Source organism: Streptomyces sp. NPDC088794 (assembly GCF_044750545.1).
In the GTDB taxonomy this organism is placed as follows: Bacteria; Actinomycetota; Actinomycetes; order Streptomycetales; family Streptomycetaceae; genus Streptomyces.
Genome location: NZ_JBIVKB010000011.1, coordinates 263,062 through 286,657, shown reverse-complemented (window position 1 = coordinate 286,657; position 23,596 = coordinate 263,062). Strand labels below are relative to the sequence as shown.

At 71.1% G+C, this 23,596-nt stretch carries 23 protein-coding genes; 7 read left to right on the top strand and 16 right to left on the bottom strand.

Features of this window, described 5'->3' with window-relative positions; translation table 11 throughout:
• Positions 1 to 47: 47 nt before the first annotated feature.
• Positions 48 to 1,316, top strand: coding sequence for a streptophobe family protein (locus tag ACIP6U_RS29235; RefSeq protein ID WP_401723676.1), 1,269 nt, complete (start codon positions 48 to 50; stop codon positions 1,314 to 1,316).
• Here ACIP6U_RS29235 and ACIP6U_RS29230 read toward each other — a convergent pair.
• The 4 genes from ACIP6U_RS29230 to ACIP6U_RS29215 are packed head-to-tail and all read right to left on the bottom strand — an operon-like array spanning position 1,313 to position 5,661.
• The gene (locus ACIP6U_RS29230; protein WP_401723673.1) at positions 1,313 to 2,305 is read right to left on the bottom strand and encodes a serine/threonine-protein kinase; all 993 of its coding nucleotides are present in this window, start codon (positions 2,303 to 2,305) and stop codon (positions 1,313 to 1,315) included. The genes ACIP6U_RS29235 and ACIP6U_RS29230 overlap by 4 nt on opposite strands.
• A complete protein-coding gene (locus ACIP6U_RS29225; protein ID WP_401723672.1) occupies positions 2,295 to 2,840 on the bottom strand; it encodes a hypothetical protein in 546 nt (181 codons plus the stop codon). Before ACIP6U_RS29225 ends, ACIP6U_RS29230 begins: the two co-directional genes overlap by 11 nt.
• A gap of 13 nt (positions 2,841 to 2,853) precedes the next feature.
• Positions 2,854 to 5,193 carry an FHA domain-containing protein gene (locus tag ACIP6U_RS29220; RefSeq protein WP_401723670.1) on the bottom strand — a complete coding sequence of 780 codons (2,340 nt, stop codon included), beginning with the start codon at positions 5,191 to 5,193 and terminating at the stop codon, positions 2,854 to 2,856.
• Positions 5,194 to 5,250: 57 nt separating this feature from the next.
• Positions 5,251 to 5,661 (bottom strand): hypothetical protein, encoded by a 411-nt coding sequence (locus tag ACIP6U_RS29215; protein WP_401723667.1) that lies wholly within the window; start codon positions 5,659 to 5,661, stop codon positions 5,251 to 5,253.
• A gap of 358 nt (positions 5,662 to 6,019) precedes the next feature.
• Between ACIP6U_RS29215 and ACIP6U_RS29210 the strand changes: the two genes are divergently transcribed.
• Both ACIP6U_RS29210 and ACIP6U_RS29205 read left to right on the top strand, forming a co-directional pair.
• Positions 6,020 to 6,403 carry a nuclear transport factor 2 family protein gene (locus tag ACIP6U_RS29210; RefSeq protein ID WP_401723666.1) on the top strand — a complete coding sequence of 128 codons (384 nt, stop codon included), beginning with the start codon at positions 6,020 to 6,022 and terminating at the stop codon, positions 6,401 to 6,403.
• Between the two features lie 113 nt (positions 6,404 to 6,516).
• Complete coding sequence (locus ACIP6U_RS29205; protein ID WP_401723904.1) at positions 6,517 to 6,804, top strand: DUF1905 domain-containing protein; 288 nt, start codon at positions 6,517 to 6,519, stop codon at positions 6,802 to 6,804.
• Here the strand turns inward: ACIP6U_RS29205 and ACIP6U_RS29200 are convergent.
• Positions 6,794 to 7,741, bottom strand: coding sequence for an AraC family transcriptional regulator (locus tag ACIP6U_RS29200; protein WP_401723663.1), 948 nt, complete (start codon positions 7,739 to 7,741; stop codon positions 6,794 to 6,796). The two genes, ACIP6U_RS29205 and ACIP6U_RS29200, sit on opposite strands and share 11 nt — an antisense overlap.
• Positions 7,742 to 7,842: 101 nt before the next feature.
• On the opposite strand from ACIP6U_RS29200, the gene ACIP6U_RS29195 reads away from it, so the two are divergent.
• Entirely contained in the window at positions 7,843 to 8,826 is a 984-nt protein-coding gene (locus ACIP6U_RS29195) for an oxidoreductase (protein ID WP_401723661.1), read from the top strand.
• On the opposite strand, the gene ACIP6U_RS29190 is transcribed toward ACIP6U_RS29195, so the two are convergent.
• Positions 8,816 to 9,808, bottom strand: a complete 993-nt coding sequence (locus ACIP6U_RS29190) for an aldo/keto reductase (RefSeq protein WP_401723658.1) — start codon at positions 9,806 to 9,808, stop codon at positions 8,816 to 8,818. The genes ACIP6U_RS29195 and ACIP6U_RS29190 overlap by 11 nt on opposite strands.
• A 127-nt stretch (positions 9,809 to 9,935) precedes the next feature.
• Here ACIP6U_RS29190 and ACIP6U_RS29185 point away from each other — a divergent pair, with 127 nt between their 5' ends.
• The 3 genes from ACIP6U_RS29185 to ACIP6U_RS29175 all read left to right on the top strand — a co-directional run bounded on the left by ACIP6U_RS29185 (position 9,936) and on the right by ACIP6U_RS29175 (position 13,013).
• Entirely contained in the window at positions 9,936 to 10,862 is a 927-nt protein-coding gene (locus ACIP6U_RS29185) for a LysR substrate-binding domain-containing protein (RefSeq protein WP_401723655.1), read from the top strand.
• Between the two features lie 99 nt (positions 10,863 to 10,961).
• Positions 10,962 to 12,470 (top strand): carotenoid oxygenase family protein, encoded by a 1,509-nt coding sequence (locus ACIP6U_RS29180; protein WP_401723652.1) that lies wholly within the window; start codon positions 10,962 to 10,964, stop codon positions 12,468 to 12,470.
• A gap of 27 nt (positions 12,471 to 12,497) precedes the next feature.
• A complete protein-coding gene (locus ACIP6U_RS29175; RefSeq protein ID WP_401723650.1) occupies positions 12,498 to 13,013 on the top strand; it encodes a DUF664 domain-containing protein in 516 nt (171 codons plus the stop codon).
• Here the strand turns inward: ACIP6U_RS29175 and ACIP6U_RS29170 are convergent.
• The 10 genes from ACIP6U_RS29170 to ACIP6U_RS29125 form a co-directional block, all read right to left on the bottom strand.
• On the bottom strand, positions 12,995 to 14,065 hold the full coding sequence (locus ACIP6U_RS29170; protein WP_401723647.1) for an adenosine deaminase: 1,071 nt from the start codon (positions 14,063 to 14,065) through the stop codon (positions 12,995 to 12,997). The genes ACIP6U_RS29175 and ACIP6U_RS29170 overlap by 19 nt on opposite strands.
• An 81-nt stretch (positions 14,066 to 14,146) precedes the next feature.
• Positions 14,147 to 14,545, bottom strand: a complete 399-nt coding sequence (locus tag ACIP6U_RS29165) for a VOC family protein (RefSeq protein WP_401723645.1) — start codon at positions 14,543 to 14,545, stop codon at positions 14,147 to 14,149.
• Between the two features lie 159 nt (positions 14,546 to 14,704).
• A complete protein-coding gene (locus ACIP6U_RS29160; RefSeq protein WP_401723642.1) occupies positions 14,705 to 15,580 on the bottom strand; it encodes an amidohydrolase family protein in 876 nt (291 codons plus the stop codon).
• Between the two features lie 9 nt (positions 15,581 to 15,589).
• Positions 15,590 to 16,390: an HpcH/HpaI aldolase/citrate lyase family protein gene (locus ACIP6U_RS29155; RefSeq protein WP_401723640.1), complete on the bottom strand. Its 801-nt coding sequence runs from the start codon at positions 16,388 to 16,390 to the stop codon at positions 15,590 to 15,592.
• A 19-nt stretch (positions 16,391 to 16,409) separates the two neighbouring features.
• A complete protein-coding gene (locus tag ACIP6U_RS29150) occupies positions 16,410 to 17,612 on the bottom strand; it encodes a DUF5624 domain-containing protein (RefSeq protein ID WP_401723637.1) in 1,203 nt (400 codons plus the stop codon).
• 109 nt (positions 17,613 to 17,721) lie between these two features.
• Positions 17,722 to 18,822, bottom strand: a complete 1,101-nt coding sequence (locus ACIP6U_RS29145) for a hypothetical protein (protein ID WP_401723634.1) — start codon at positions 18,820 to 18,822, stop codon at positions 17,722 to 17,724.
• Positions 18,819 to 19,550: an ABC transporter ATP-binding protein gene (locus ACIP6U_RS29140; RefSeq protein ID WP_401723631.1), complete on the bottom strand. Its 732-nt coding sequence runs from the start codon at positions 19,548 to 19,550 to the stop codon at positions 18,819 to 18,821. The genes ACIP6U_RS29145 and ACIP6U_RS29140 overlap by 4 nt, the downstream gene beginning before the upstream one ends.
• Entirely contained in the window at positions 19,547 to 21,379 is a 1,833-nt protein-coding gene (locus ACIP6U_RS29135; RefSeq protein ID WP_401723629.1) for an ATP-binding cassette domain-containing protein, read from the bottom strand. The genes ACIP6U_RS29140 and ACIP6U_RS29135 overlap by 4 nt, the downstream gene beginning before the upstream one ends.
• A complete protein-coding gene (locus ACIP6U_RS29130) occupies positions 21,376 to 22,260 on the bottom strand; it encodes a branched-chain amino acid ABC transporter permease (RefSeq protein ID WP_401723626.1) in 885 nt (294 codons plus the stop codon). Before ACIP6U_RS29130 ends, ACIP6U_RS29135 begins: the two co-directional genes overlap by 4 nt.
• Positions 22,257 to 23,483, bottom strand: coding sequence for an amino acid ABC transporter substrate-binding protein (locus ACIP6U_RS29125; RefSeq protein WP_401723623.1), 1,227 nt, complete (start codon positions 23,481 to 23,483; stop codon positions 22,257 to 22,259). The genes ACIP6U_RS29130 and ACIP6U_RS29125 overlap by 4 nt, the downstream gene beginning before the upstream one ends.
• Positions 23,484 to 23,596 lie beyond the last annotated feature (113 nt).

Below are 23,596 nucleotides of genomic sequence, written 5' to 3'. Positions count from 1 at the left end.
GCCCTCCCGGCGGGCGGGCCGCGCCGGGGCTGTCTAGCGTGGCGAGAGTGAGCCTCCGAACCCCCTCCCACCAGGCATTCGCCCGCCACGGCTGGCTCCAGGCACTGGCCGCGGTACTGGCCCCGATCGTTGTGATGGGAGTCGTCGCGGCGCTGGGGCTGTGGGCGGCCGGGGCGTCGGATCTTCCGGACGGCGCCTTCCCGCGGGTGGTCGCGGCGACGGTGGTCACGGCGGTCGGCGGCACGATCGAGCTCTCCGGGAACGCAGGCGAGCTCGCCGACACCAAGGCGGGCCTGACGGTCATCCCGCTCTCCGTCACCCTCGCCGGCGCTCTCGTCCTCGCCGCGGGCTTTCTACGGCCGCTGCGGCACCGGGCGGTCGCCGGGGCACCGGAGCTGGTCGGCTGGGCCGTCAGGCTCGCGGTGCTGTGGCTGCTCGCGCTGCTCGGCCTGGCCTTCGGCGCCCGCCAGACCTTCAAGCTCTCGGTCGGTGACAGCACACTCGGCGATCTCGGCGACCTCCTGGACGCGTCACCCGAGGTCGGCTTCACGACGGACGTGCCGCAGACCCTGTTCTTCGGCCTGCTGTGGCTGGCGGGCGTGCTGGCGCTGGCCCTGCTGGTCTCGCGCGGGGCACCGCTGCCGGGGCGATTGCTGCGCTTCCAGGAATCGGTGCGCCCGGCCGCGTACGCCATGGTCGTGCTGCTTCTCGCGTACGTCGCTCTGGGCGCCCTCGTCGCGCTCGTCACCGCGGCGACGAAGGGGCACGCTCCCGAGACGCTCGCCGTGCTCCTGCTCGGTCTGCCCAACCTGGTCTGGCTCGCCTTCACGCTCGGCCTCGGCGTCACCTGGAGCGGCCGCGTGGAAGGACCGTTCGGCCTGCCCATGCCCCGCGTCCTGGACGAGGTGCTGCGCACCCCGGACGTCTCCACGCTCAACGTGCGCACCCTCGCCGAGCACGACGGCAACGTGTGGTGGCTGGTGGCCGTCGACGCGGTCCTGCTGCTGGCCGCGGCGTTCGTGATGGCCGCCCGCTCCCCGGCACGGGTCCGCGTCTGGCAGCACGCCCTGCACATGGCCGTCGCCCTGGCGCTGACGGTCCTGATGATCTGCCTGGTCGGCCGGATCTCCGCCCACTACGGGCTCTCGGTCCCAGGCATCGGCGACCTGGGCGGCGGCCTCTCCGGGGACCTGTTCCTCAAGCCCAAGGTGTGGTCCGCGCTGGGCCTCGCCCTGGCGTGGGGACTGGTGGCGGGCTTCCTGGGCGCGCTCCTGGCGAAGCCCGTGCGGCGGCGCGGTGCGCGGGCCGGGCGTTAGCGGCGGCCGCCGAAGACCGGTGCCGCCCAGCGTGGCGGTGGTGCGGGGCGGTCCTCCCCCGGGGCCACCACGCGCAGGTCCACCTCGGTCGGTGGGTGGGCGTCCGGAGGTTCGCCGTTCGTGGCGGAGCGCAGGGCGGTGATGAAGGCGAGGCAGGAGTCGTGGCGGTCGTCGGGGGACTTGGCAAGGGCCTTGGCGAACACCGCGTCGACCGGTGCGGAGAGGTCGGGGCGGGATTCGGTCAGCGGGGGCGGTTCGTCGTACTGGTGGGCCCACAGGAGGGCCATGTCGTCGTCGCGGCAGAAGGGCGGGCGGCCCGCCAGGGACTCGTAGACGACGCAGGCCAGGCCGTAGACGTCGCAGCGGCCGTCGACGGGGCGGCCGGAGATCTGCTCGGGGGCCACGTAGTCGAGGGTGCCGACGAACTGGCCGACCGAGGTGAAGCCGGTCAGCGACAGGGACTTCTTGGTCAGGCCGAAGTCGGTGAGGTAGACGTGCTCGGGGTGGTCGCTGTCGGTGCCGCGGGCGACCAGGATGTTGCCGGGTTTCACGTCCCGGTGGACCAGGCCGTGGTCGTGCGCCGCGTCCAGCGCGGAGGCCACCTGCGCGGCGATGCGCAGGGCGGCGGGCGGCGCCAACGGGCCCTGGCGGTCCAGGAGATGACGCAGGTCGCTGCCTTCGACGTAGCGCATGGCGATGTACAGGACGCCGTCCGTCTCGCCCGCCTCGAAGACCGGCACGATGTGCGGGTGGTCGATGGCCGCGGCGGCCCGGGACTCGTGGGTGAAACGGAGCCGGAAGGTGTCGTTGCGGGCGAGTTCCGGGGCGAGCAGCTTGAGCGCGACCGCGCGGTCCAGGCGCAGGTCGCGGGCCCGGTAGACGACGGCCATGCCACCCCGGCCGATCTCGCGCTCGATGCGGTAGCCGGCGACCTGCCGGCCGATCAGCTCGGAGGGGCGGCCCGAGAAGAGGCTCGTGTCACGGGCCATCGGGGCTCACGACCTGGGTGGGGGCGTGGCCGGGATCCGGTGCCGCGGCGCGGGGTCCGTCGTCCGTCGCGTAGGTGCTCAGGCGCGTTCCGTCGCCGTAGACCCAGCGGCCGTGGTCGGTGTCGTAGAGCCACACCGACTCGCCGTCGACGACGATCCCGATCCGCAGCCCCCGCGTGCGGACGCGGAACGTCTCGCCGTCGAGGCCGCCGCCGGCCAACTCCTCGACCGCACCCCGGTAGTGGGCCAGCGCCTGTTCGGCGCGGGCGATGAGCGGGCGCGGGTCGGCCGTGCGGGCTTGGGGATCGCCGGTGGTGGGCGGGTCCTGCGGTACGGCGACCAGGTGACGGCCGTCGACCCAGGCCGACCAGCCATTGGCGCACTGCACGTGGCCCCAGTCGCCGCGCCGTTCGACGAGCTGGACCGGCAGCAGCGGGTCGAGGGGCATGGTGGGGCGGGCCGGGCCGGGGGCCTCCCAGGCGGGCATGCCGTGCTGGGGGACGACGTGGGTGGGCCGGAAGCCGGGGGTCGTCATCGGGCGGCCACCCCTACTTCCGCATCACGGCGGGTTCGTGCCGGCGCAGCAGCCGGGAGACCGCCCAGCCGAAGACCGCCGACAGGACGATCAGCATGCCGATGTTGAGCAGCCACACCCCGGTCGAGTGCCGGAACAGCGGGTCGCCGGTCAGCTCGCCCGGCACGATCCGGGACAGTCCGACGGTCCCGGCCATCGCGCCGAGCGCCCAGCGGGAGGGCACCAGCCAGGACAGCTGTTCCAGGCCCGGCACACCGTCCAGCTTCAACAGGGCGCCACAGAAGACGACTTGGACGATGGCGAGCAGCACGAGCAGCGGCATCGTCACCTCCTCCTTGCGCACCAGCGCCGAGACCAGCAGGCCGAGCATCATGGCGGTGAACGCCAACAGGGCCACGGCGACCGTGATTTCGACAAGGGGTGGCATCAACACGCCTTCGCCACCGGGCGCGTTGAGGTCGACGCCGAGCAGCGCCACCAGGGTCAGTACGACCGCCTGGAGCACAGTGATCGTGCCGAGCACGACGACTTTCGAGAGCAGGTACGCCGATCTGGACAGACCGACGGCCCGTTCGCGCTGGTAGATGGTGCGTTCCTTGACCAGCTCGCGCACGGCGTTGGCCGCGCCGGTGAGGACTCCGCCGACGCACAGGATGAGCAGCGCGTTCATCGCGGTCTCCTGCGTCAGCTTGCTGCCCGCAAGGGCGCGGGCCATGGCGCCCATCACGAACGGCAGCGCGATCATGATGGCGAGGAAGGTGCGGTCGGCGGCGAGGGCGGCGGTGTAGCGGCGGATCAGGGTGCGGAGCTGGGCACTTCGACTGCGCGGGCGGGGCGGCGGGGTGAACACCACAGGACCCGACCGGTCCACGCGGGGCTGTGCGGAGGAGTCGGCGACGTACTGCCGGTGGAAGGGCGAGACATGGAAGTCGCCCGCCCAGTCGCGGTCGCGGTCCCGTTCGAAGGCCTCGAAGGCCTCCGGCCACTGCTCGAAGCCGAAGAAGGCGAGGGCGTCCTCGGGCGGGCCGTAGTAGGCGACCTTGCCGCCGGGGGCGAGGACGAGGAGCCGGTCGCAGACGTCGAGGCTCATGACGCTGTGGGTGACGACGATGACCGTGCGACCGTCGTCGGCGAGGCCGCGCAGCATGTGCATCACCGAGCGGTCCATGCCGGGGTCCAGGCCCGAGGTCGGCTCGTCCAGGAACAGCAGGGACGGCTTGGTCAACAGTTCCAGGGCCACGCTGACCCGCTTGCGCTGCCCGCCGGACAGGCTGTGCACGTGCTGTCCGGCGCGCTCCTCCAGGCCCAGTTCGCGGATCACCTCGTCGACCCTGGCCCGCCGCTCGGCCTTCGCGGTGTCCTGCGGGAAGCGCAGTTCGGCCGCGTAGGACAGGGCGCTGCGGACGGTGAGCTGGGCGTGCAGGATGTCGTCCTGGGGGACGAGGCCGATGCGCTGGCGCAGTTCCGCGTAGTCGCGGTAGAGGTCGCGGCCGTCGTAGAGGACGGTGCCGTGGTCGGCGGGGCGCTGTCCGGTGAGGGCGCCCAGGAGCGTGGACTTCCCGGCGCCGCTGGGGCCGACGACCGCGAGCAGGCACTTCTCCCCCACCGGGAACGCCACGTGGTCGAGCAGGGTCTTGCGGCCCCGGTCGACGGCGACCGTGAGGTCCTGGACGTCGAGGGAGACCTCGCCGGTGTCGACGTACTCCTGGAGCTCGTCGCCCACCAGGCAGAACGCGGAGTGGCCGATGCCGACGATGTCGCCGGGGCCGAGCGGGGCGCGGGTGACGGGTGAGCCGTTGAGGAAGGTGCCGTTGTGGCTGCCCAGGTCGACGATCTCGTAGCTGCCGTCGGGCAGCGCGCGCAGTTCGGCGTGCCGGCGGGAGGCGACGAGGTCGTCGACGATCAGGTCGTTGTCGGGGCCGCGGCCGATGCGGACCGTGCGGGCGGGCAGCGGCCGTACGGTGGTCGGCTGGCGGAAGGTACTGGTGAGGCCCGGCATGGAGACCGCCGAGGGGCGTTCCGGGGCCGGCGCGGGGCGGTCGAGCAGGACGGCGCGGGGGCCGTCGGCGGGGTTGCCGAAGCGGATGACGCTGCCGGCGCCGACGCCCCACTCGTGGACGCGGCGGCCGTCCGCGTAGGTGCCGTTCGTGCTGTTCTCGTCCGCGAGGGTCCAGTGGTCGGCCTCGGGGCGCAGCACCGCGTGGTGCCAGGAGACCCGGGCGTCATCGATGACGATGTCGCACATCGGGTCGCGACCGACGTGGTAGTCGTGGCTCGGACTCATCACCGTGGAGCCCGTGTCGGTCTCCAGGACGAGTTCGGGCGCGCTCGGCGCGATCACCCGCTCTGCCATGCGGGAAATTCTACCGATTCGTACCCATGTGCGCCCGGCGCGGGGATCGGGCCGCGGTCAGCCGACGGAGACGTACAGTCCGGGGCTCATCCGCTGCATCCGCAGGGCGTCGATGGACTCGGCCATCAGCTCGTACTCGGTGGTGTCGTCGTACAGGGCGATCCGCACCAGCCGTCCGGCGGCCAACTCGTTGGCCACCAGCTCCTGTTGGGTGACGTCGCCGCACCAGGCGCGCAGCACGGCGGGTACGTCGAGCACGGTGTCGGCGACCGGGACGAGGGAGCTGGGCGGGAAGTGCTCGGCTTCGGGCAGGGGGTCCAGACGGTCGGCGATCCAGTTCGCGCGGTCCCGCAGCCACCACAGGGCGAGGGCCAGGGTGGGGGCGCGGTAGGTGCCCAGGGGTACGCCGATGCGCTCGCCCGCGCAGGTGCCGTATGCCGTCACGTGGCATAAGAACTCGTCATGCACGTTCGCTCCCCCGTCGCTTCCTACGCCTGCCGGCAGGCCTCGCTTTCGGTGCGGCTCATGTGCTGTGCTGCGGTGTCGCTCTGGGTTTACCCAACTGCTGTGCGTGATCGGTTCTTCGCCCGATGTGAAGTTCCTTACAGTTGAGTATGTTCACTTGCGAAACACTGTCACCATGGATTTCCGGCCACTCTCCTGGCATATTCACAGGTCGAGTTGGCCGAAATGTGATGGGTCCCGTCATTACCCGAGAGGTAATCGACGTCCGGCGCACGGCCGGGCAGGGTGGTCGTACCGGGTCGCCGAGAGCGCGGCCACGGGTCCTGACCAGCAACGACCACCTCGATGGAGGCTGATCGCCATGTCCGCGAACACCGACCGTTACGAGCTTGCCGCCGCCCGTTACTTCGAGGCCTGGAACGCGGGCGAACCCGAGGAGTTGGCGAAGGCGGTCGCCACCGCGTGGGCCGCGGACGGAGGCTACACGGACCCGCTGGTCGACGTCAGCGGGCACGAACAGATCGCTGCCGTGATCGCGGGGGCGCACGAGCAGTTCCCCGGATTCTCCTTCAAGCTCGCCGGCCCGGTGGACGGTCACCATGAAACCGCCCGGTTCACCTGGGAGTTGGTGAACGAGGCCGACGGCTCGGCGCCGGTGGCGGGCTTCGACGTGATCACGCTGGACGCGGACGGGCGGATCCGTTCCGTGCTCGGTTTCCTGGACCGGGTGCCCGCCGGGGCCTGAGAGCCGGCGTTCGCGATGAGTTTTCCCGCTCCCGGTGGTCTCTTGAGTACACGGCAGAGCACATGGCAGTGCACACGGCCGCGTACCCGGCCGCCGGGAGCGAGGAGACGATCATGACGACGACCGAGAAGCTGGCCGAGGAGTTCACCGCGGTCCTGCGCAAGAGCCCGAACGACGGCGGCTGGACCTATCTGGTGTGGCCGAGGTCGGTGGAGTTCTTCGGCACGCGCGGGCTGGTCAAGGTCCGCGGCACGATCGACGGGCACCCCTTCCGCAGCTCGTTCATGGCGCTGGGCGACGGCACGCACAAACTCCCCGTGAAGGCCGACCTGCGCAAGGCCATCGGCAAGGCGGAGGGCGACCGGGTGACCGTACGCCTCGAAGAGCGGCTCAACTCCTAGCCGCGGCCTCCTCCCGCACCGCTGCCGCCTCCTCCCGGTACCGCCGCGGCCCCACGCCGACCGTCCGCTTGAAGGCGTTGCTGAAGGCGCTCTCGGAGGTGTAGCCCACGGTGCGGGCGAGTTCCGCCACGGGGGCGGTGTCCTGCCGCAGCGACCGGGCGGCCAGGCTCATACGCCAGTTGAGCAGATACGTCAGGGGCGGCACCCCGGCCGCCTCCTTGAACCGTACGGCGAACGTGGTGCGGGACATCGCGGCCGCCCCGGCCAGTTCCGCCAACTGCCAAGGGTGGGCCGGGTCTTCGTGCATCAGGCGCAGCGCCGGGGCGAGCCGCTCGTCGGCCAGCGCCCGCAGCCAGCCGGGCGGCAGCCCCTCCGCCTCGGCCAGGCAGACCCGCATCACCTGGACGAACATCAGCTGCGAGAGGTGGTCCGAGGCGAACTCGACCCCGGCGCGGCGCGTGCTCATCTCCTCGGCCAGCTGCCCGATCAGCCACCGCAGCGCCCCGGCCTCGGCCATGTCGGCCCGTACGTGCACGAGTTCCGGCAGGGCGCGGCGCAGCAGGGCGCCACGGTCGCGGCTCAGGTCGATGTGCCCGGACACGCAGACGACGTCCGCCTCACCGTCGCCGAGCCGGGCCATGCGGGTGACCGGGTCGACGGTGACCTCGGCGGAGTCCAGCGGCCGGATGCCGGGCCGGCTGCACAGGACGTACGGCTTCGCGCCGTCGGAGACCACGACGTCGCCCTCGGCGAGCCGCACGGGTTCGCCGCCCGCCTCGCGCAGCAGCCGGCACTCGCCCCGCACCACGGCGTTCACCTTGAGCCGGTCGCGGCCGCGCAGGTTGATCGCCCAGTCCCCGCCGGCCGTGAAACCGCCGGAGAGCACACTGCGGGCGTCGGCGACGGCGAGGGCGTCGGACAGCGGGTCTGCGGACATGCTCGAACTATCACGCAAGTAATGCGGATCCTCAAGCATTCATCGTGCGGATCCGGCGTCCTACGGTGGTCGGGAAGGCTCACATCGAGGAGAGACCAGACATGACCACCGCACAGCGTCCCTTGGGTTCCGGCTTCGGTGCCGCGTCCACCGCCGAGGAGGTGATCAAGGGGATCGACCTGACCGGCAAGGTCGCGATCGTCACCGGCGGCTACTCCGGCATCGGCCTTGAGACGGCACGGGTCCTGCACAACGCGGGCGCCGAGGTCGTCGTACCCGCCCGGGATCCGGAGCGGGCCGCCGCCGCGCTCAAGGACGTGCCCGGCGTCGAGGTCGCGCACCTGGACCTGCTGGACCCGGCGTCGGTCGACGCCTTCGCGGAGAAGTTCCTGGCGTCCGGACGGCCGTTGCACATCCTGGTCAACAGCGCCGGGATCATGGCGACCCCGTTGACGCGGGACGCACGCGGGTACGAGGTGCAGTTCGCGACGAACCATCTGGGGCACTTCCAGCTGGTGGCCCGGCTGTGGCCCGCCCTGGTGGCGGCGCACGGCGCGCGGGTCGTCTCGGTCTCGTCGCGGGGCTTCCGCTTCGCCGGCGTCGACTTCGACGACCTGGACTTCGAGCACCGGCCCTACGAGCCCTTCGTCGCCTACGGCCAGTCGAAGACGGCCAACGCGCTCTTCGCCGTGGAGCTGGACCGGCGCGGACGGGCCGAGGGCGTGCGGGCCTTCTCCGTGCACCCGGGCACGATCATCGACACCGGGCTCGCCAAGCACATCTCCGACGACGTCATCCGCGCGGCCGGAGCCGTGGACGAGGAGGGCCGCCCGGTCCGCGACCCCGCCCGGCAGCTGAAGACGATCGAGCAGGGCGCGGCCACCAGTGTCTGGTGCGCGACCAGCCCTCAGCTCGACGGGCTGGGCGGGGACTACTGCGAGAACTGCGACATCAGCCCGCTGGTCGCCGCCGCGGACGAGGACGCCTGGCGGGCCGGTGCGGAGACACCCGGCGTCCTCGGTTACGCCGTCGACCCGGTGGCGGCGGCCCGCCTCTGGGAGGTCAGCGAGCGGCTTACTGCTTGACGATCGCGTCGATGCGGGCCAGCTCGTCGGCGTCGAAGTCCAGGTTGCGGGTGGTCGCGACGCTGTCCTCGATCTGCTGCGGGCTGCTCGCGCCGACCAGCGCGGAGGTCACCCGGCCGCCGCGCAGCACCCAGGCCAGGGCCAGCTGTGCGAGGGTCTGGCCGCGTCCCTTGGCGATGTCGTCGAGGGCGCGCAGCCGGCCGACCAGGTCCTCGGTGACCGCGTCCGAGTTCAGGAACGGGCTGTCGCTCGCCGCCCGGGAGCCCTCGGGGATGCCGTCGAGGTAGCGGGAGCTGAGCAGGCCCTGCTCCAGCGGGGAGAACACGATGGAGCCGACCTTCAGCTCGTCGAGGGCGTCGAGCAGGCCCTCGTCCTCGGGGCGGCGGTCGAGCATCGAGTAGCGCGGCTGGTGGATCAGCAGCGGGGTGCCCAGCTCGCCGAGGATGCGGGCGGCCTCGCGGGTCTGCTCGGCCGAGTAGTTGGAGAGGCCGACGTAGAGCGCCTTGCCCTGCTGGACCGCCGTGTGCAGGGCGCCCATCGTCTCCTCCAGGGGAGTCTCCGGGTCGGGGCGGTGCGAGTAGAAGATGTCGACGTAGTCGAGGCCCATGCGGCTCAGGCTCTGGTCGAGCGAGGACAGCACGTACTTGCGGGAGCCCCACTCGCCGTACGGTCCTGGCCACATCAGATAGCCGGCCTTGGTGGAGATCACAAGCTCGTCCCGGAGACCGCCGAAGTCCGCCGTCAGCGCCTCGCCCAGGGCGGACTCGGCGGCGCCGGGCGGCGGGCCGTAGTTGTTGGCCAGGTCGAAGTGCGTGACGCCCAGGTCGAAGGCGCGGCGCAGGATGGCCCGCTGGGTCTCGACGGGACGGTCGGGCCCGAAGTTGTGCCACAGGCCGAGCGAGATCGCGGGGAGCTTCAGGCCGCTGCGTCCGGTGCGCCGGTAGGGCATGTCCGCGTAGCGGTCGGGGTGTGCGGTGTACAACGCGACTCCAGAGGGGTTGGCACACGAAAAGACGGTTCCGGGGAACCGGGTACCCACTCTCGCGCGACCTGCGGGCAGTGGTCCAACAGGAGAATCCGATGGAACTCAGCGGCTAGGCTTCTCAATCATGGAACTGCGCCATCTCCAGCATTTCGTCGCGGTCGCCGAGGACCAGCACTTCACCCGGGCCGCCGAACGCCTTCTGGTGTCCCAGTCGGGCCTGTCCGCCTCGATCCGGGCCCTGGAGCGGGAGCTTCAGACGCCCCTGTTCGTACGGACCACCCGCCGGGTGACGCTCACGGAAGCCGGGCGGGCCCTGCTGGGCGAGGCGGAGCGGATCCTCGCCCAGGTGCGGTCGGCGCACGAGGCGGTCGCGGCCGTGCAGGGGGTGCTGCGGGGCACGCTCGCGCTGGGCACCGAGCAGTGCATCGCGGGCGTGCACGTGGCGGAACTGCTCGCCGCGTTCCGGCACCGGCACCCGGACGTCGAGATCAGGCTGCGGCAGGCCGGCTCGGGCGAGCTGGCGGAGGAGGTCGCGGCCGGCCGTCTCGACCTCGCCTTCGCCTACCGGACGCAGGCGGACACCGACCAGCTGCGCTCGGTGGCGCTGACCGCCGAGCCGATGACGGTGCTGTGCCATCCGACCCACCGGCTGGCGCGGGACGGCGCGGCCGTCACCCCGGAGGACCTCGGCGGCGAGGTGTTCGTCGACTTCCACCCGGACTGGGGCCCGCGCCGCACCACCGACACGGCCTTCGCCGCCGCCGGCGTGCGGCGCACGGTCGCGCTTGAGGTGAACGACGTGCACAGCCTCCTGGACCTGGTGGACGAGAACCTCGGCGTCGCCGTCGTGCCCCGGCACTTCCGGCACAAGCGGGACCGGCTCACCGCACTGCCCGTGAAGGGCACCGGCGAGACGGTCTACGAGACCGTGGCCCTGCTGCCCCCGCCCCAGGCGACCAGTCCGGCGGCCCGGGCGCTGATGACCCTGCTGGAGACGAGCAGGCTCGAAACGGGTGGGCTGGAAACAGACGGGCCGCAACAGGGGGTCTAGCACCACCCCCGGAGGGTGTTCACGCCTCCTGACCGGGCCCGTTCCTGATCGCAGACTCGTGACTGTTCCTCACGACAACTGCGATCAGGAGTACGGGACATGAGCGACCACACACGACGGAACGTACTGCGCGGCGCGGCGGCGATCACGGCTGCGGGCGGCCTCATCGGCACGGGAAGCCTCCAGGCGTCGGCAGTTGCCCGGCAACCGCAGCCTCAACAGGAGGTGACGACGCGCCACTTCCCGTTCCTGGAGGGCGCGTTCAAGCCGGTCACGGAAGAGCTGACCGCCTTCGACCTGCCGGTCACCGGGCGCATCCCGCGCGATCTCGACGGCCGCTACCTGCGCAACGGCCCCAACGTGCTGGGGCTGGAGGACCCACGGGCCCACCACTGGATGCTCGGCGACGGCATGGTGCACGGCGTGCGACTGCGGGACGGACGTGCCGAGTGGTACCGCAACCGGTGGATCCGCTCCTCGCAGGTCGCGAAGAAGCTGGGCGAGCCCTATCCGCGCCCGGTACCGCCGGACGACTTCCCCTCCAACACCCATGTGATCCCCTACCGGGGCCGGATCCTGGCGCTCCAGGAGAGCGGCCCGCTGCCGTACGAACTCGACCACGAGCTCAACACCGTGGGTACGTACGACTTCCGGGGCACGCTGGAGGGGGCCTTCACCGCGCACACCAAGTTCGACGCGGTGGCCGGGGAGCTGCACGCGATCGCCTACTACCCGACCTGGGACCACGTCCGGCACCAGGTCATCGACCACACCGGACGGGTCGTACGCACCACCCGGATCCCGGTGGCGGACGCGCCGATGATGCACGACTTCGCGCTCACCGAGAAGTACGTCGTGATCTTCGACGTACCCATCACCTTCGACCCGGCGGCGGCCGAACGCGGCGACATCGTGCCGTACATCTGGAACGACCAACACCCGATGCGGGTCGGCCTGTTGCCGCGCAAGGGCGGCGCCGTCCGCTGGTTCGAAGTGGACCCGGTGTACTACTCGCACACGCTCAACGCCTACGACGAGGGTTCGTCCGTGGTCGTCGACATGACGACCTACCCGGCGCCCTTCTACGTCGCGGGACGCGGCGCCGACGGGCCCTACGGCGCGGGCACCGCGTCACTGGAGCGCTGGACGATCGACGTGCCGGCCGGACGGGTGCGGACCCGGACGATCGACGACCGGCCACAGGAATTCCCGCGCGTCCGCGAGGAGTTGGTGTCGCGCCGGCACCGGTACGCGTACACGGCGGCGTCCGCCGAGATGACGGCGGCGTACCTGGCCGTGGACGGCAACCCGCCGCCGGACAGCGCGTTCAGCAACGCCCTGATCAAGCACGACCTGTTGCGCGGGACGACCCAGGTCCACCGGCTGCCGCGCGGCGCGGCCACGGGCGAGGCCGTGTTCGTGCCCCGCCGGGGCGCCAAGGCCGAGGACGACGGCTACGCGATCGCGTACGCGCACAACCCGGACCGCGGGGCCGCCGACCTGGTGATCCTCGCGGCGCAGGACTTCACCGGCGAACCGTTGGCGCGGATCCACCTGCCGGGGCGTGTGCCGCTGGGTTTCCACGGGAGCTGGATTCCGGACGCGTGAGCGATCGGGATTTGCGAGGGTGGGGGCATGCATGCAAAGGACATCCTCATCGACTCCTACAGCCGCATCCAGGAAGAGGTCCACAACGCGGTCGAAGGGCTCGACCCCGCCCTCCTCAACACCCGTCCCACGCCCGACGCCAACTCCATCTCATGGCTCGTCTGGCATCTCGCCCGCGTCCAGGACGACCACGTCGCCGACGCCTTCGGGCTGGACCAGGTCTGGCTCACCCAGGACTGGGAGAAGCGGTTCGCGCTCGACCTGCCCCGGCACGACATCGGCTACGGCCACAGCGCCGCGAAGGTCGCCAAGGTGCGGGTCGACGACGGCGGACTGCTGACCGGCTACTACGACGCCGTCCACGCGCAGACCCTCACCGTGCTGCGCGATCTGGCCGCCGAGGATCTCGGACGCGTCGTGGACGAGCGCTGGGACCCGCCGGTCACCCTCGGGGTGCGGCTGGTCAGCGTCCTGTCCGACGATCTCCAGCACGTCGGACAGGCCGCCTATCTGCGGGGCATGCTTCAGAGCGAGGCCGAGTAACCCGGCAGGACCACGTCCTCGATGAGGGACCTGCGCTCGTCGAACGGGATGAACGCGCTCTTGACCGCGTTCACCGTGACCGCGCGCAGGTCCTCGACCGTCCAGCCGGCCTCGTCGACCAGCAGCGACATCTCCCGGGTCATCGTCGTACCGGACACCAGCCGGTTGTCGGTGTTGAGGGTGACCCGGAAGCCGAGGTTCTTCAGCTCGGTGATCGGGTGCTCGGCGATGGAAGTGGCGGCGCCGGTCTGGAGGTTGGAGGTCGGGCACATCTCCAGGGCGATCCGGCGGTCGCGGACCCAGCCGGCGAGCCGGCCGAGCTTGCCGTCGACGATGTCCTCGGTGATGCGGACGCCGTGCCCGATGCGCTGGGCGCCGCAGACCTGGAGCGCCTGGTGGATGCTGGGCAGTCCGTGCGCCTCACCGGCATGGATGGTGAAGGGCACGCTCTCGCGGCGCAGTCGCTCGAAGGCGTCGAGGTGGTCGGCGGGCGGGAAGCCGTCCTCGGCGCCGGCGATGTCGAAGCCGACGACACCCGCGTCCCGGAACGCCACGGCCAGGTCGGCCGCCTCTCCGACCCGGTCGAACATCCGCATCCCGCACAGCAGCGTGCCGACCCGCACCGGGGTGCCCGCGGCCGCCGCCTTGGCCATGCCCGCCGCGAGCCCCTCCTGGACGGTCTCGACGACCTCGGCGAGGGCGAGCCCGCCCTTGGTGTTCAGCTCGGGGGCGTAGCGCACCTCGGCATAGACCACACCGTCCGCCGCCAGGTCGAGGACGTACTCCTCGGCCGTGCGCAGCAGGCCCTCACGGGTCTGCATCACGGCGAGGGTGTGCTCGAAGGTGGCGATGTAGCGCACTAGGTCGCCCGAGTTCGCGGCCTCGAAGTACCAGGCGGCCAGCTCGTCCGGGTCGGTGGTGGGCAGGGTGTGACCGATCTCCGCCGCGAGCTCCACCACGGTGGCGGGGCGCAGGCCGCCGTCGAGGTGGTCGTGCAGGACGGCCTTGGGCAAGCGGCGGATGACGTCGGCGTCTATGCGCGTAGAAGACATGTGGGGTCGTTCCTCGGTCGTTCGGTGAGCGGGTTCGGGTCGGGCGGGGAGCGGGCGGATCAGGCGCTGAGCGAGGGCGGATCAGGCCGCGGGCTGGAGCAGGTCCCAGCGGTTGCCGTACAGGTCCTGGAAGACGGCGACGGAGCCGTAGCTCTCGTGCCGGGGTTCCTCCAGGAAGGTCACACCGGCGGCGAGCATCCGGGCGTGGTCGCGGGCGAAGTCGTCGGTGTGCAGGAAGAACCCGACGCGTCCGCCGGTCTGGTCCCCGACCCTGGCGCCCTGCGCCTCGTCCTTGGCGCGGGCCAGCAGGAGCCCGGTGCCCGTGCCGGTGCTGTCCGTCCCGGGCTCGACGACGACCCAGCGGGAACCGTCCGGCCGCGCCTCGTCCTCGACCAGCCGGAATCCGAGGGCCTCGGTGTAGAAGCGGACCGCCTCGTCGTAGTCGTCGACGACGAGGGTGACCAGGGCGATGCGTCTCATCGGGGCCTCTCTGTGCGGGTGCGCGGGCAAGCGGGTGCGCCGTCGCGGGCGCGGGTGCGCGGGCGATTGACGGGTGAGGTTATACGTAAAACGCGGCGCACGACAAGTGTATGCCCCGCGGGTCGTCCGACCGGCGGGGCAGCCTGGGAGAAGCGGAGGTCAGTCGGCGTAGAACAGCCGGGCGGGAGAGTCGACCAGGATCTGCCTGCGGTCGGCCTCCTCGGGTGCCCAGTCGGCGAGCAGGTCGAGCAGTTCGCCGGTGTCCCGCCGGCCGTCGGTCAGGTGCGGCCAGTCCGAGCCCCACACGAGACGGTCGGGGCGGGCGGCCACGAGCGCCCGGCCGAGGGGCTCGACGGTGGACAGCGGCTGGTCCTTGGCGATGCGGTAGGGACCGGAGAGCTTGATGTAGCAGCTGCCCCCGTCCAGGACCCGCACCAGCCGGTCGAAGTCCGCGCGGGTCAGCCCGTCCGACTCCTTCATGTATCCCATGTGATCGATGACGAAGGTGTCCTCGAGGTCGGCGAAGAACGGCAGCAGATCCCGTACGACCGTCCCAGGCGTGTAGAACTGCAGGTGCCAGCCGCGCGGACGCGCCCGGTCGGCCATCCTGCGGACGTACGCGATGATGTCCGCGGTCGGCCAGGACGCCCGGGCGAACAGGTCGAGCCGGATCGCCCGCACCCCCAGCTCGTGGTACGCGTCCAACTCCCTGTCGGTGGCGTCCTCTTCGATGCGGACGACACCGCGGCAGCGCGGGCCGACCTTCTTCAGGACGTCGACGAGCAGGCTGTTGTCGGTGCCGTAGTACGTGGGCTGTACGAGGACCATGCGCTCGATGCCGAGCCATTCCGTCATCCGCAGGTACTGCTGGAGCGTGCCGTCGGGGAATCCGTACAGCGGGTCGGGGACCGTCGGATACCCGGGCTCGAAGACGTGGAAGTGGGTGTCGCAGCTGTTGGGCGGCACCTTGAACCGGGGCCTGGTGTTGCTCTCGGCGGCGCGCATGGGGGTCGGCTGGGGGAGGTCTGCGGTCATCGTCGGTCCTTAGTGTCGGGGGAACGCGGCGAGTGCCTGCTGGGCGTGCGCGTGGGCGGCCTCGAAGAGCAGGGCGCTGTCGGTGCCGGTGATGCGCAGCGGGCTCACGCCCAGGGGGACGAGGGTGTCGAGGAGCGCGGGGTCGCCGATGCCGCCGAGCACCATGAGCTTTCCGTGCTTGCGGCAGGCGTCCGCCAGCGTCTCCACGGCGTCGCAGACGCGCGGGTCGCCGTACTGTCCCGGCACGCCCAGTTCGGCGGTGAAGTCGTTGGCGCCGAGGGCGAGCATGTCCACGCCGTCGAGAGCGGCGATCTCGTCCGCCTTGGCGATACCGGCCGGTGTCTCCAGAAGGATCTGGACGATCGTGGTGTCGTCGAGTGCGGGGTTGAGGTCCCGTGCGGGCGTGGGGCGCATGCCGAGTTGGGGGACCATGTTGGTCTGCGAACGCTGACCGCGGGGCGCGAACCGGCAGGCGCGGGCGACGTCCCACGCCTCCTCGACCGTCTCCACGCGGGGTGCGATGATCCCGTGCGCGCCGCCGTCGAGGAGGCGGCCGATCATTCCGTACTCGCGCTCGGGGACCCGGACGAGCGCCGTGAGTCCGAGGCTGTCGGCGGCCGTGCACAGCTGGGCGGCGGTGTCGGTCGACATGGTGGAGTGCTCGAGGTCGACGAGGATGCTGTGGTGTCCGCTGGAGCGGGCGATGTGGACGACGTCGAGGGTCCGGCCGGTGCGGACGGTGAGCATGAGGGTGGGTTCGCCGGCGTGCAGACGCTCCAGGAACCCTTCGGAGGAAGGGAGTTGAGGCATGGGTTCGGTCGCTTTCGGGTCAGGCCGCCGCGGAGACGGAGCCGTAGGCGGGGTAGGGCTCGTCGTCGAGACCGGGGACGGTGAGGGCGCGTGGGTCGTTGCCGTGTTCGATGAGCTGCTGGGCCGCGTAGTCGGTGACCGCGCCGGACAGCAGTTGGCGCGGGTCCTCCATGACCAGCCGTAGCCGCGTGACGAGGGTGAACCAGTCCTTGGGCGAACGGATGCGGGGCTGTTCGGTGATGACCTCGTCGGCCCGTGAGACCGTCCGCTCGCCCAGGAGCCCGGGCCGGTCGTCGCCGGGCGAGAAGGCCGGATAGCCCTCGAACATCGACCCGCCCAGCTCGACCGTCACCCGGGTACCGGCCCACAGTTGCCGCAACACCGGCTCCAGGGCCCGCACTTCGCTGAGGTCTCCCCCGGTGGGCGTGGCGAAGCCGCGGGCGTGCGGGGCGATGTAGAGGCGGTCCAGCGGCAGGGTGTGCCGCGAGGCGGCCAGGACGGTGCCGGCGACGCCGTTGGTGCGCCAGGTGACGCCGGCGGTGGGGCGCCCGATCTGGCCGACGACGACCACCATGGTGCGGGCCCAGTCGATGTCCTGGTCGTCGCACCAGGCGATGAGCCGGTGCGCGTTGTCCATCCCGACCAGGAAGAACGTGGCGACCATGATCCGGTTGAAGGACACCGGGAGTTCGGGGTTGCCGTCCTCCAAGTACTCCTCGCGCAGCGTCCGGTGGTCGAGCCAGGACGGGTCGGTCAGGGCGCGCACGAGATAGCGCTCGGTCACGGCGCAGGCGTAGTCGACCATCGTCGCGATGGACTCCTCGCGGCCCCGGTGGGCGACCGCCGCGATCCGGTCGCGCCACAGCGCCGTGCTGTTGGCGGCCCGGGAACGGCGTACCTGATGCAGCAGGTTCTCGGCGTCGGCCCGCCACACGCCCCCGGGGTCGTGGCGGTGCAGTTCGACGAGCGAGGCCAGGGCCGTGCCCAGGTGGGAGACGGCGGCCAGTTCCTTGAAGCCGCGGTTGCTGAGCCGGTAGGGCAGGACCGTCGGCGGCCGTCCGTCGCCCGGGTACAGGGCCATGTCGGCGCCGGTCACCACCAGCAGCGGATCACGCTCGTGGGACCGGGCCGCCGCCGCGCGCAGATGCGCTCCGATGGAGTGGGGGCCGGCGGTGTACGCGGTGAACAGGTCGATGAGTTCGCGACTCTCGTGCTCGGACAAGTCGATCTCTCCTTCGCGGGGCGGGCGCTTCGGTCCGCGCGGCGGTGGACCGTCGGCGGGGCGGCGGCTTCGGTCGGCGAAGCGATGGGCCGCCGGCAGGGCGGCGGCTTCAGTCGGCGAAGCGGTAGACACGGCTCTCGGCGGCGAAGCGCAGATCGGCCGCCAGCGCGTTGGTCTGCACGATCAACGGGCCCGTCGCGCCCGGGAGTACGGCGATGTCGGTGCCGCCGGTCGTCGGGAACTCCTCGACCACGTCCAGTCGGTCCCCCTCCCAGCGGTAGAGCTGTGACATCAGCGCGGCCGTGGGATCGGCCGGGGTGCCGTGGATGAAGTTGACGCGGATCAGGTAGAGCGCGCGGTCGGTGCGCAGGACGGCGAGTTCACGGGCGCCCGCGCCGGTGAGTTTCTGGTGCTCCACGAACCGGTCGGCGGCGGGGTCCCAGCGCAGGACCTGCGAGCCGTCGTCGATGCGGGCCACCATGAGGTACGTCCCGTTGCCGGCGGGGTCGTCGAAGGTGGCGAAGGCCCGGCCGGCCACGGGGGCGAGCGTCTGGTGCGGCACGAACCGGGTCCCGTCCCAGCGGTACAGGACGCTGGGGTCCACATGGTCGGCGTGGGCGAGCATGGTGTGGCCGCCGACCGTGAACGCGTGCCAGTTGTACCCCCAGCGCGAGGGGATGTCCTGGAAGTACGTGAAGCGGGTGCCGTCCCAGGCGTAGATGACGGAGGGCCTGTTCTGGTCGGCGAGGTGCGGGAGCGCGACGCCCTGCGCGAGGGCGAGGAAGTGCCGGCCGTCGACGGTGAAGTGCTTCCACTGTTTCGCGGCGAACCCGTCGAAGGCCTGGAAGGGCACGAACCGGATGCCGTCCCACTCGTGGAGCATGGAGCTGATGGCGTACTCGTAGGGCCCGGCGCCGTTGCGGATGCTCGCCACGGCGAGGAAGGACCGGTCCCCGATCGTGAAGAACTCGGCGTCCTCCCCACCGGGGTCCGGGAGACTCCCCCACGGCTCGAACCGGTCCCCGTCCCGGCGCAGCAGCAGCGTCTCGGTCTCGCTGTCGCCGCCGTTCATGTGGGCGGCCTGGCCGGGGACGTCGTAGGCGAGTTGGGGGATCGCGAGGAGGTCCAGGCCGCCGACGGTGAACGGTTGGGCGGCGCGGGCGCCGGAGGCCGGGATGGTCTGGATCAGGTTCAGGTGGGTGCTGGTCATGACGCTTCCTGCCGGGGTGGGGCTCCGAAGAACAGCTGGGCCATGTGCGGGTCGGCGAGCAGGGCGTCGGCGGCACCGGTGTGCAGGACCCGGCCGCCTTCCATGACGACGGCGTGGTCGGCGAGGGTGAGGCCGAAGCGCACGTTCTGCTCGACCATCAGGACGGTGACGCCCGCCTTGTTGAGGGTCGTGACGGAGGCGGCGAGCTGTTTGCTCGCCTTGGGGTCGAGCCCGAGGGTCGGCTCGTCGAGGAGGACGACCTTGGGGCGCAGCATGAGGGCGCGCGCGAACTCGACCGTGCGGCGCTGACCGCCGGACAGAGACGCGGCCTTGTCGTCCGCGCGTTCGGCGACGAGCGGGTACAACTCGGCGATCTCCTCGTACCGTTGCCGGTTGCGGGCCCGCTCCTTGCGGTTGACGTACGCGCCGAGCATGACGTTCTCGCGCACGCTCAGGGACGGGAACAGCCCGTGGTGCTGGGGCACTTGGACGACACCGCGGCGCAGGATCTCCGCGGGTGGCCGGCCGCCGATCTCCTCGTCGCCGAGCAGCACCTGGCCCGCGCGCGGGCGCAGCAGTCCGCTGCACGCCTTGAGGACGGTGGACTTGCCCGCGCCGTTGGGTCCGACGATGCAGGTGATGGCGGACTCGGCGGCGGTGAAGTCGACACCGCGCAGGATGTCGCCGGCGCGTCCGTAGCCGACCACCAGGTCCTTGAAGGTGATCATGCGGTGGCTCCCGAGGTCGCCGGGTTGGTGCCCGGTCCCGGCGTGTGGTCGCCGAGGTAGGCGTCCAGCACGGCGGGGTCCTGTTCGATCCGTCCGGGCGGGCCGCTCGCGATGACGTGCCCCTGCGCCAGGACGTGGATGTGATCGCACAGCGACAGCACCAGCGGCATGTTGTGCTCGACGATCAGCACGGTCGTGCCGGCCTCGTCGAGCTTGCGGATGATGTCGCCGAGCCGTTCCACGAGGGCCGGGTTGATACCGGCGGCCGGTTCGTCGAGCAGCAGCAACTCCGGCTCCAGCATCAGCGATTGGGCGAGTTCGACGAGCTTCTGCTGCCCGTACGACAGATCGCCCGCCCGGTGTTCGGCGTAGGCCGCCATGCCGACGAAGTCGAGCCACTCACGGGCCCGGACCGCCTCCTTGCCGCTGATCGCCGAGGCGGCGAGACCGGTCGTGGAGAACGAGCGGCTGGGTACGGCGAGGTTCTCCAGCGCGGTGAGCTGCGGGAAGACCCGGGTCGCCTGGAAGGTGCGGGCGAGTCCCGCGTGCGCCCGCTGCCAGCGCGGCAGCCGGTCGATGCGCCGCTCGCCCAGGTGGATGGTGCCCTGGTCGGCGGCGAGCGAGCCGTCGAGGAGGTTGAACACCGTTGTCTTTCCTGACCCGTTGGGGCCGATCAGCCCGGTGATCGAGCCGCGTTCGACGGTGAACGAGCAACCGTCGACGGCTCGCACCCCGCCGAAGGACTTGCTCAGGTCCGTCACCCGCAGCAGCGGCGCGTCGGCCGTCGCGGGGGTGCGGTCCCGGACCAGCGCGGTGGCGGGCAGGTGGGCGGGGACCGGGGTCAGTCGGGTGCCGGCCTTCGCCTGCGGTCCGGTGCGGCGCCGGCGGGCCAGCCAGGCGGCGCCCTCGGTGAGCACGCCCTTGGGGAAGAAGAGGACGATGGCCGCGAGCAGGGCCCCGTAGATGATCAGCCGCCAGGAGCCGGCGTCCGGTCCGCTGAGGGTCTGGTTGGTGAGCTGGTTCAGCGGCTCCAGCATGAAGGCGCCGAGCACCGGCCCCCACAGCGTGCCCACTCCGCCGAGGTGCGCGGCGAGCACGATCTGCATCGCGATGATGATGTCGAACATCGCCGCCGGTTCGAGGAAGGCGATGTAGTAGCCGTAGATCCCGCCGGCGACCCCGATCGGGAAGGCGCTGGCCGCGAAGGCGAACATCTTGTAGCGGTCGGTGCGCAGTCCGATGCCGTCGGCCTTCGACTCGTCGTCGCGCAGCGCCATCAGGCCGATGCCGAACTTGGAGCGGCGGATCGCCCATGACCCCCACACGGTCAGCATCAGCAGGGCCAACAGGTAGTAGTAGAAGGGCCAGTTGAGGTAGGCACGGTCCCAACTCGGCAGCGGGAGCGCGAGACCGTGGTTGCCGTTGGTCAGCGAGCCCCAGTTGGAGACCACGAGGGACATGAACTCCAGGAAGGCGAAGCTGATGATGACGAAGGCGATGCCCCGGGTGCGCCGGCCGACGAGACCCAGCAGGAGGGCGGAGGCCGCGGCGACGACACCGCCCGCGGGGGCCGCGAGCAGCGGGGAGATGCCCGTGTGGATGGAGATCAGGGCGGTGGTGTAGGCGCCGACGCCGAGGAAGGCGCTCTGTCCCAGGGAGATGTAGCCGGCGTAGCCGGAGATGATGTTCCAGCCGGACGCCATGACGGCCAGCAGGAACCCCATGATCGCCATGTTCTGCACATAGGCGTTGTCGTTGACGAGCGGGAGGACGGCGAGGCCGACGGCAGCCAGGCCGATTCCGTGGATGCGCAGGCGGTTGATGGTCATGCGCGGCTCATGTCCTCTCGCAGCCGGGCACCCAGCAGGCCCTGCGGGCGGACCACGAGCACCACGATGATGGCCAGGTACGGGACTCCCGCGGCCCAGTCGGGGGCGATGTAGGTGGAGGTCAGCGACTCGGCGAGGGCGATGGCCAAGGCACCGAGGACGCTGCCGGCCAGACTGCCCATGCCGCCGAGCACGATGATCGACAGTCCGAGGCCGATCCAGTGGTCGGCCGAGCTGGGCATGAACGGGTAGAGCACGCTCAGCAGCGTGCCGCCCGCCCCAGCCGCCGCCACGCCGAGCGCGTAGGCGGCGGCCCAGACGGTGCGGACCTCGATGCCGATGAGCCGGGCGCCCTCCGCGCTGGAGGCGGTGGCCTGGATGGACCGCCCGAGCCAGGTGCGGCGCAGCAGCAGGTACAGCCCGGTGAGCACCAGGGCCGCGACCAGGCAGGCGTACACCTGGGCCTGCGGGAACTTCAGCCCGAGGACCGAGAAGGAGCGGTTGGCGTAGCCCGGTGTGACCGACTTCGGTTCGTTTCCCCAGATCAGCGCGATGACGCCTTTGATGACGAGGGTGAGGCCGAAGGTCGTGACGAGCGCCATCGACGGATCGGTGGTCCGCGACCGCTCGATGAAGACGTAGTACGTGGCCCAGCCGACGACCAGCAGACAGGGCGTCGTGATGAACACCAGGAGCAGCGGGTCGATGCCGGTGGCGTCCCACAGGGTGTACGTGAGGTACGCGCTGAGGATGAGCATGCCGCCCTGGGCGAGGTTGACGACCTTCATCACGCCGAAGATCAGGGTCATACCGGAGGCCGCGAGGGAGTACACGCCCCCGATCAGGAGTCCCAGGATCAGCGTCTGGAGCAGTTCGCTCACGAGGACCACCCGGGCTTGGGGTTGACCACCGTGTCCACGGTCTTCTGGCCGGCCGGCGCGACGAACTCGAACTTCCCGCCCTGCCACTGCGCGAGCAGCATGTTGCCGTCGGGCACACCGCGCTTGTCCCACTTCAGCGGGCCCACGATGGTCTGCACGGTGTGCGAGTGCAGCCAGTCGGCGAGCTTGTCCTGGTCGAGGCTGCCGACGGCCTCGACCGCGGCTTCCAGCACCTGACCGGCCGTGTACGCGTTCGCCGCGTCGTCGCCGGGCGCCGCGCCGTAGGCCTTCGTGTACGCCGCGACGAACTCGGCGTTGCCCTTGTAGTCGGCCTTCGGGCTCCAGGCGGCGGAGGTGAAGATGCCTTCGGTGTTCTTCTCGCCGATCGCCTTGGGATAGGACCCGATGAGGCTCGGGGCGTTGGTCTGGAACATCATCTTGGGGCTGAACTGCTGCTTCTGCAGGGCCTTGACGAGGCCCGCGCCGTCGCCCGCCGTGACCGCGCCATGGATGATCAGGTCGGGTTTCTTGCGGGCGATGGCGCTGGCGATGGGGTCGAAGTTGACGGTCTCGGGCGCGTACTTCTCGCTGTAGACCGTCTTCACGCCGAGCGCGGTCAGCTCCTTGCGGAACTCCTCGATGGTGACGTCGGTGTTCGGGTCGTCCTGCGTGGGATAGGCGGCGGTCTTGGGCCGCTGGTCGGCCGGCAGCGACTTGATGTACTGGACGAACTGGTCCGGCAGGTCCAGCGAGGTGCTGGGCTGAGCGAAGAACAGGTAGTCGTAGCCCCGGGTGAAGATCTCCTCGGCGCCGCCGGAGGGCTCGACGTAGAGCATCTTGTTGCGCTCGGCCACGGCCGAGGCCGGCAGGTTGAGCTTGGAGGAGAAGGTGCCGAGGAGCAGGTCTGAGCGCTCCTGGCTGATGAGGCGGTTGTAGTTGGTGACGACGGTGTTCTGGTCGAAGCCGTCGTCGAGCACTTTCAGCTCGACCTTGCGGCCCAACAGGCCGCCCTTGTCGTTCAGTTGGTCGAGCCACACCTTGTAGCCCTCGTACGCAGGCTTGGAGGCGTCGGCGACCGGGCCCGACAGCGGCAGCGAGGCGCCGATCTTGATGGAACCGCTGCTCGATCCCGTCCCCGAGCCGCACGCCGTGGCGAGCAGCAGTACCGCCGCGGTCGCGCTGAGCAGGGCGGTGGGTCGTCCGCTTCGGCCGAATCCTGGCATGACATTCACCTCGAATTGGTGATCGTGATGGCGAGACGGAAGGCGGCGACCGGAAGCGGTGACGGCTCGTCAGATTCGGTTCCGGAGGCGACCGTTGGCGCATGTCCCGTGCG

Coding starts and splice junctions, on each gene's coding strand:
- ACIP6U_RS29185 (WP_401723655.1), top strand. CDS start 9,936: ATGGAACTGCGCCATCTCCAGCATTTCGTCGCGGTCGCCGAGGACCAG.
- ACIP6U_RS29205 (WP_401723904.1), top strand. CDS start 6,517: ATGACGACGACCGAGAAGCTGGCCGAGGAGTTCACCGCGGTCCTGCGC.
- ACIP6U_RS29135 (WP_401723629.1), bottom strand. CDS start 21,379: ATGACCATCAACCGCCTGCGCATCCACGGAATCGGCCTGGCTGCCGTC.
- ACIP6U_RS29165 (WP_401723645.1), bottom strand. CDS start 14,545: ATGAGACGCATCGCCCTGGTCACCCTCGTCGTCGACGACTACGACGAG.
- ACIP6U_RS29125 (WP_401723623.1), bottom strand. CDS start 23,483: ATGCCAGGATTCGGCCGAAGCGGACGACCCACCGCCCTGCTCAGCGCG.
- ACIP6U_RS29180 (WP_401723652.1), top strand. CDS start 10,962: ATGAGCGACCACACACGACGGAACGTACTGCGCGGCGCGGCGGCGATC.
- ACIP6U_RS29145 (WP_401723634.1), bottom strand. CDS start 18,822: ATGACCAGCACCCACCTGAACCTGATCCAGACCATCCCGGCCTCCGGC.
- ACIP6U_RS29195 (WP_401723661.1), top strand. CDS start 7,843: ATGACCACCGCACAGCGTCCCTTGGGTTCCGGCTTCGGTGCCGCGTCC.
- ACIP6U_RS29160 (WP_401723642.1), bottom strand. CDS start 15,580: ATGACCGCAGACCTCCCCCAGCCGACCCCCATGCGCGCCGCCGAGAGC.
- ACIP6U_RS29155 (WP_401723640.1), bottom strand. CDS start 16,390: ATGCCTCAACTCCCTTCCTCCGAAGGGTTCCTGGAGCGTCTGCACGCC.
- ACIP6U_RS29230 (WP_401723673.1), bottom strand. CDS start 2,305: ATGGCCCGTGACACGAGCCTCTTCTCGGGCCGCCCCTCCGAGCTGATC.
- ACIP6U_RS29175 (WP_401723650.1), top strand. CDS start 12,498: ATGCATGCAAAGGACATCCTCATCGACTCCTACAGCCGCATCCAGGAA.
- ACIP6U_RS29225 (WP_401723672.1), bottom strand. CDS start 2,840: ATGACGACCCCCGGCTTCCGGCCCACCCACGTCGTCCCCCAGCACGGC.
- ACIP6U_RS29220 (WP_401723670.1), bottom strand. CDS start 5,193: ATGGCAGAGCGGGTGATCGCGCCGAGCGCGCCCGAACTCGTCCTGGAG.
- ACIP6U_RS29140 (WP_401723631.1), bottom strand. CDS start 19,550: ATGATCACCTTCAAGGACCTGGTGGTCGGCTACGGACGCGCCGGCGAC.
- ACIP6U_RS29200 (WP_401723663.1), bottom strand. CDS start 7,741: ATGTCCGCAGACCCGCTGTCCGACGCCCTCGCCGTCGCCGACGCCCGC.
- ACIP6U_RS29210 (WP_401723666.1), top strand. CDS start 6,020: ATGTCCGCGAACACCGACCGTTACGAGCTTGCCGCCGCCCGTTACTTC.
- ACIP6U_RS29170 (WP_401723647.1), bottom strand. CDS start 14,065: ATGTCTTCTACGCGCATAGACGCCGACGTCATCCGCCGCTTGCCCAAG.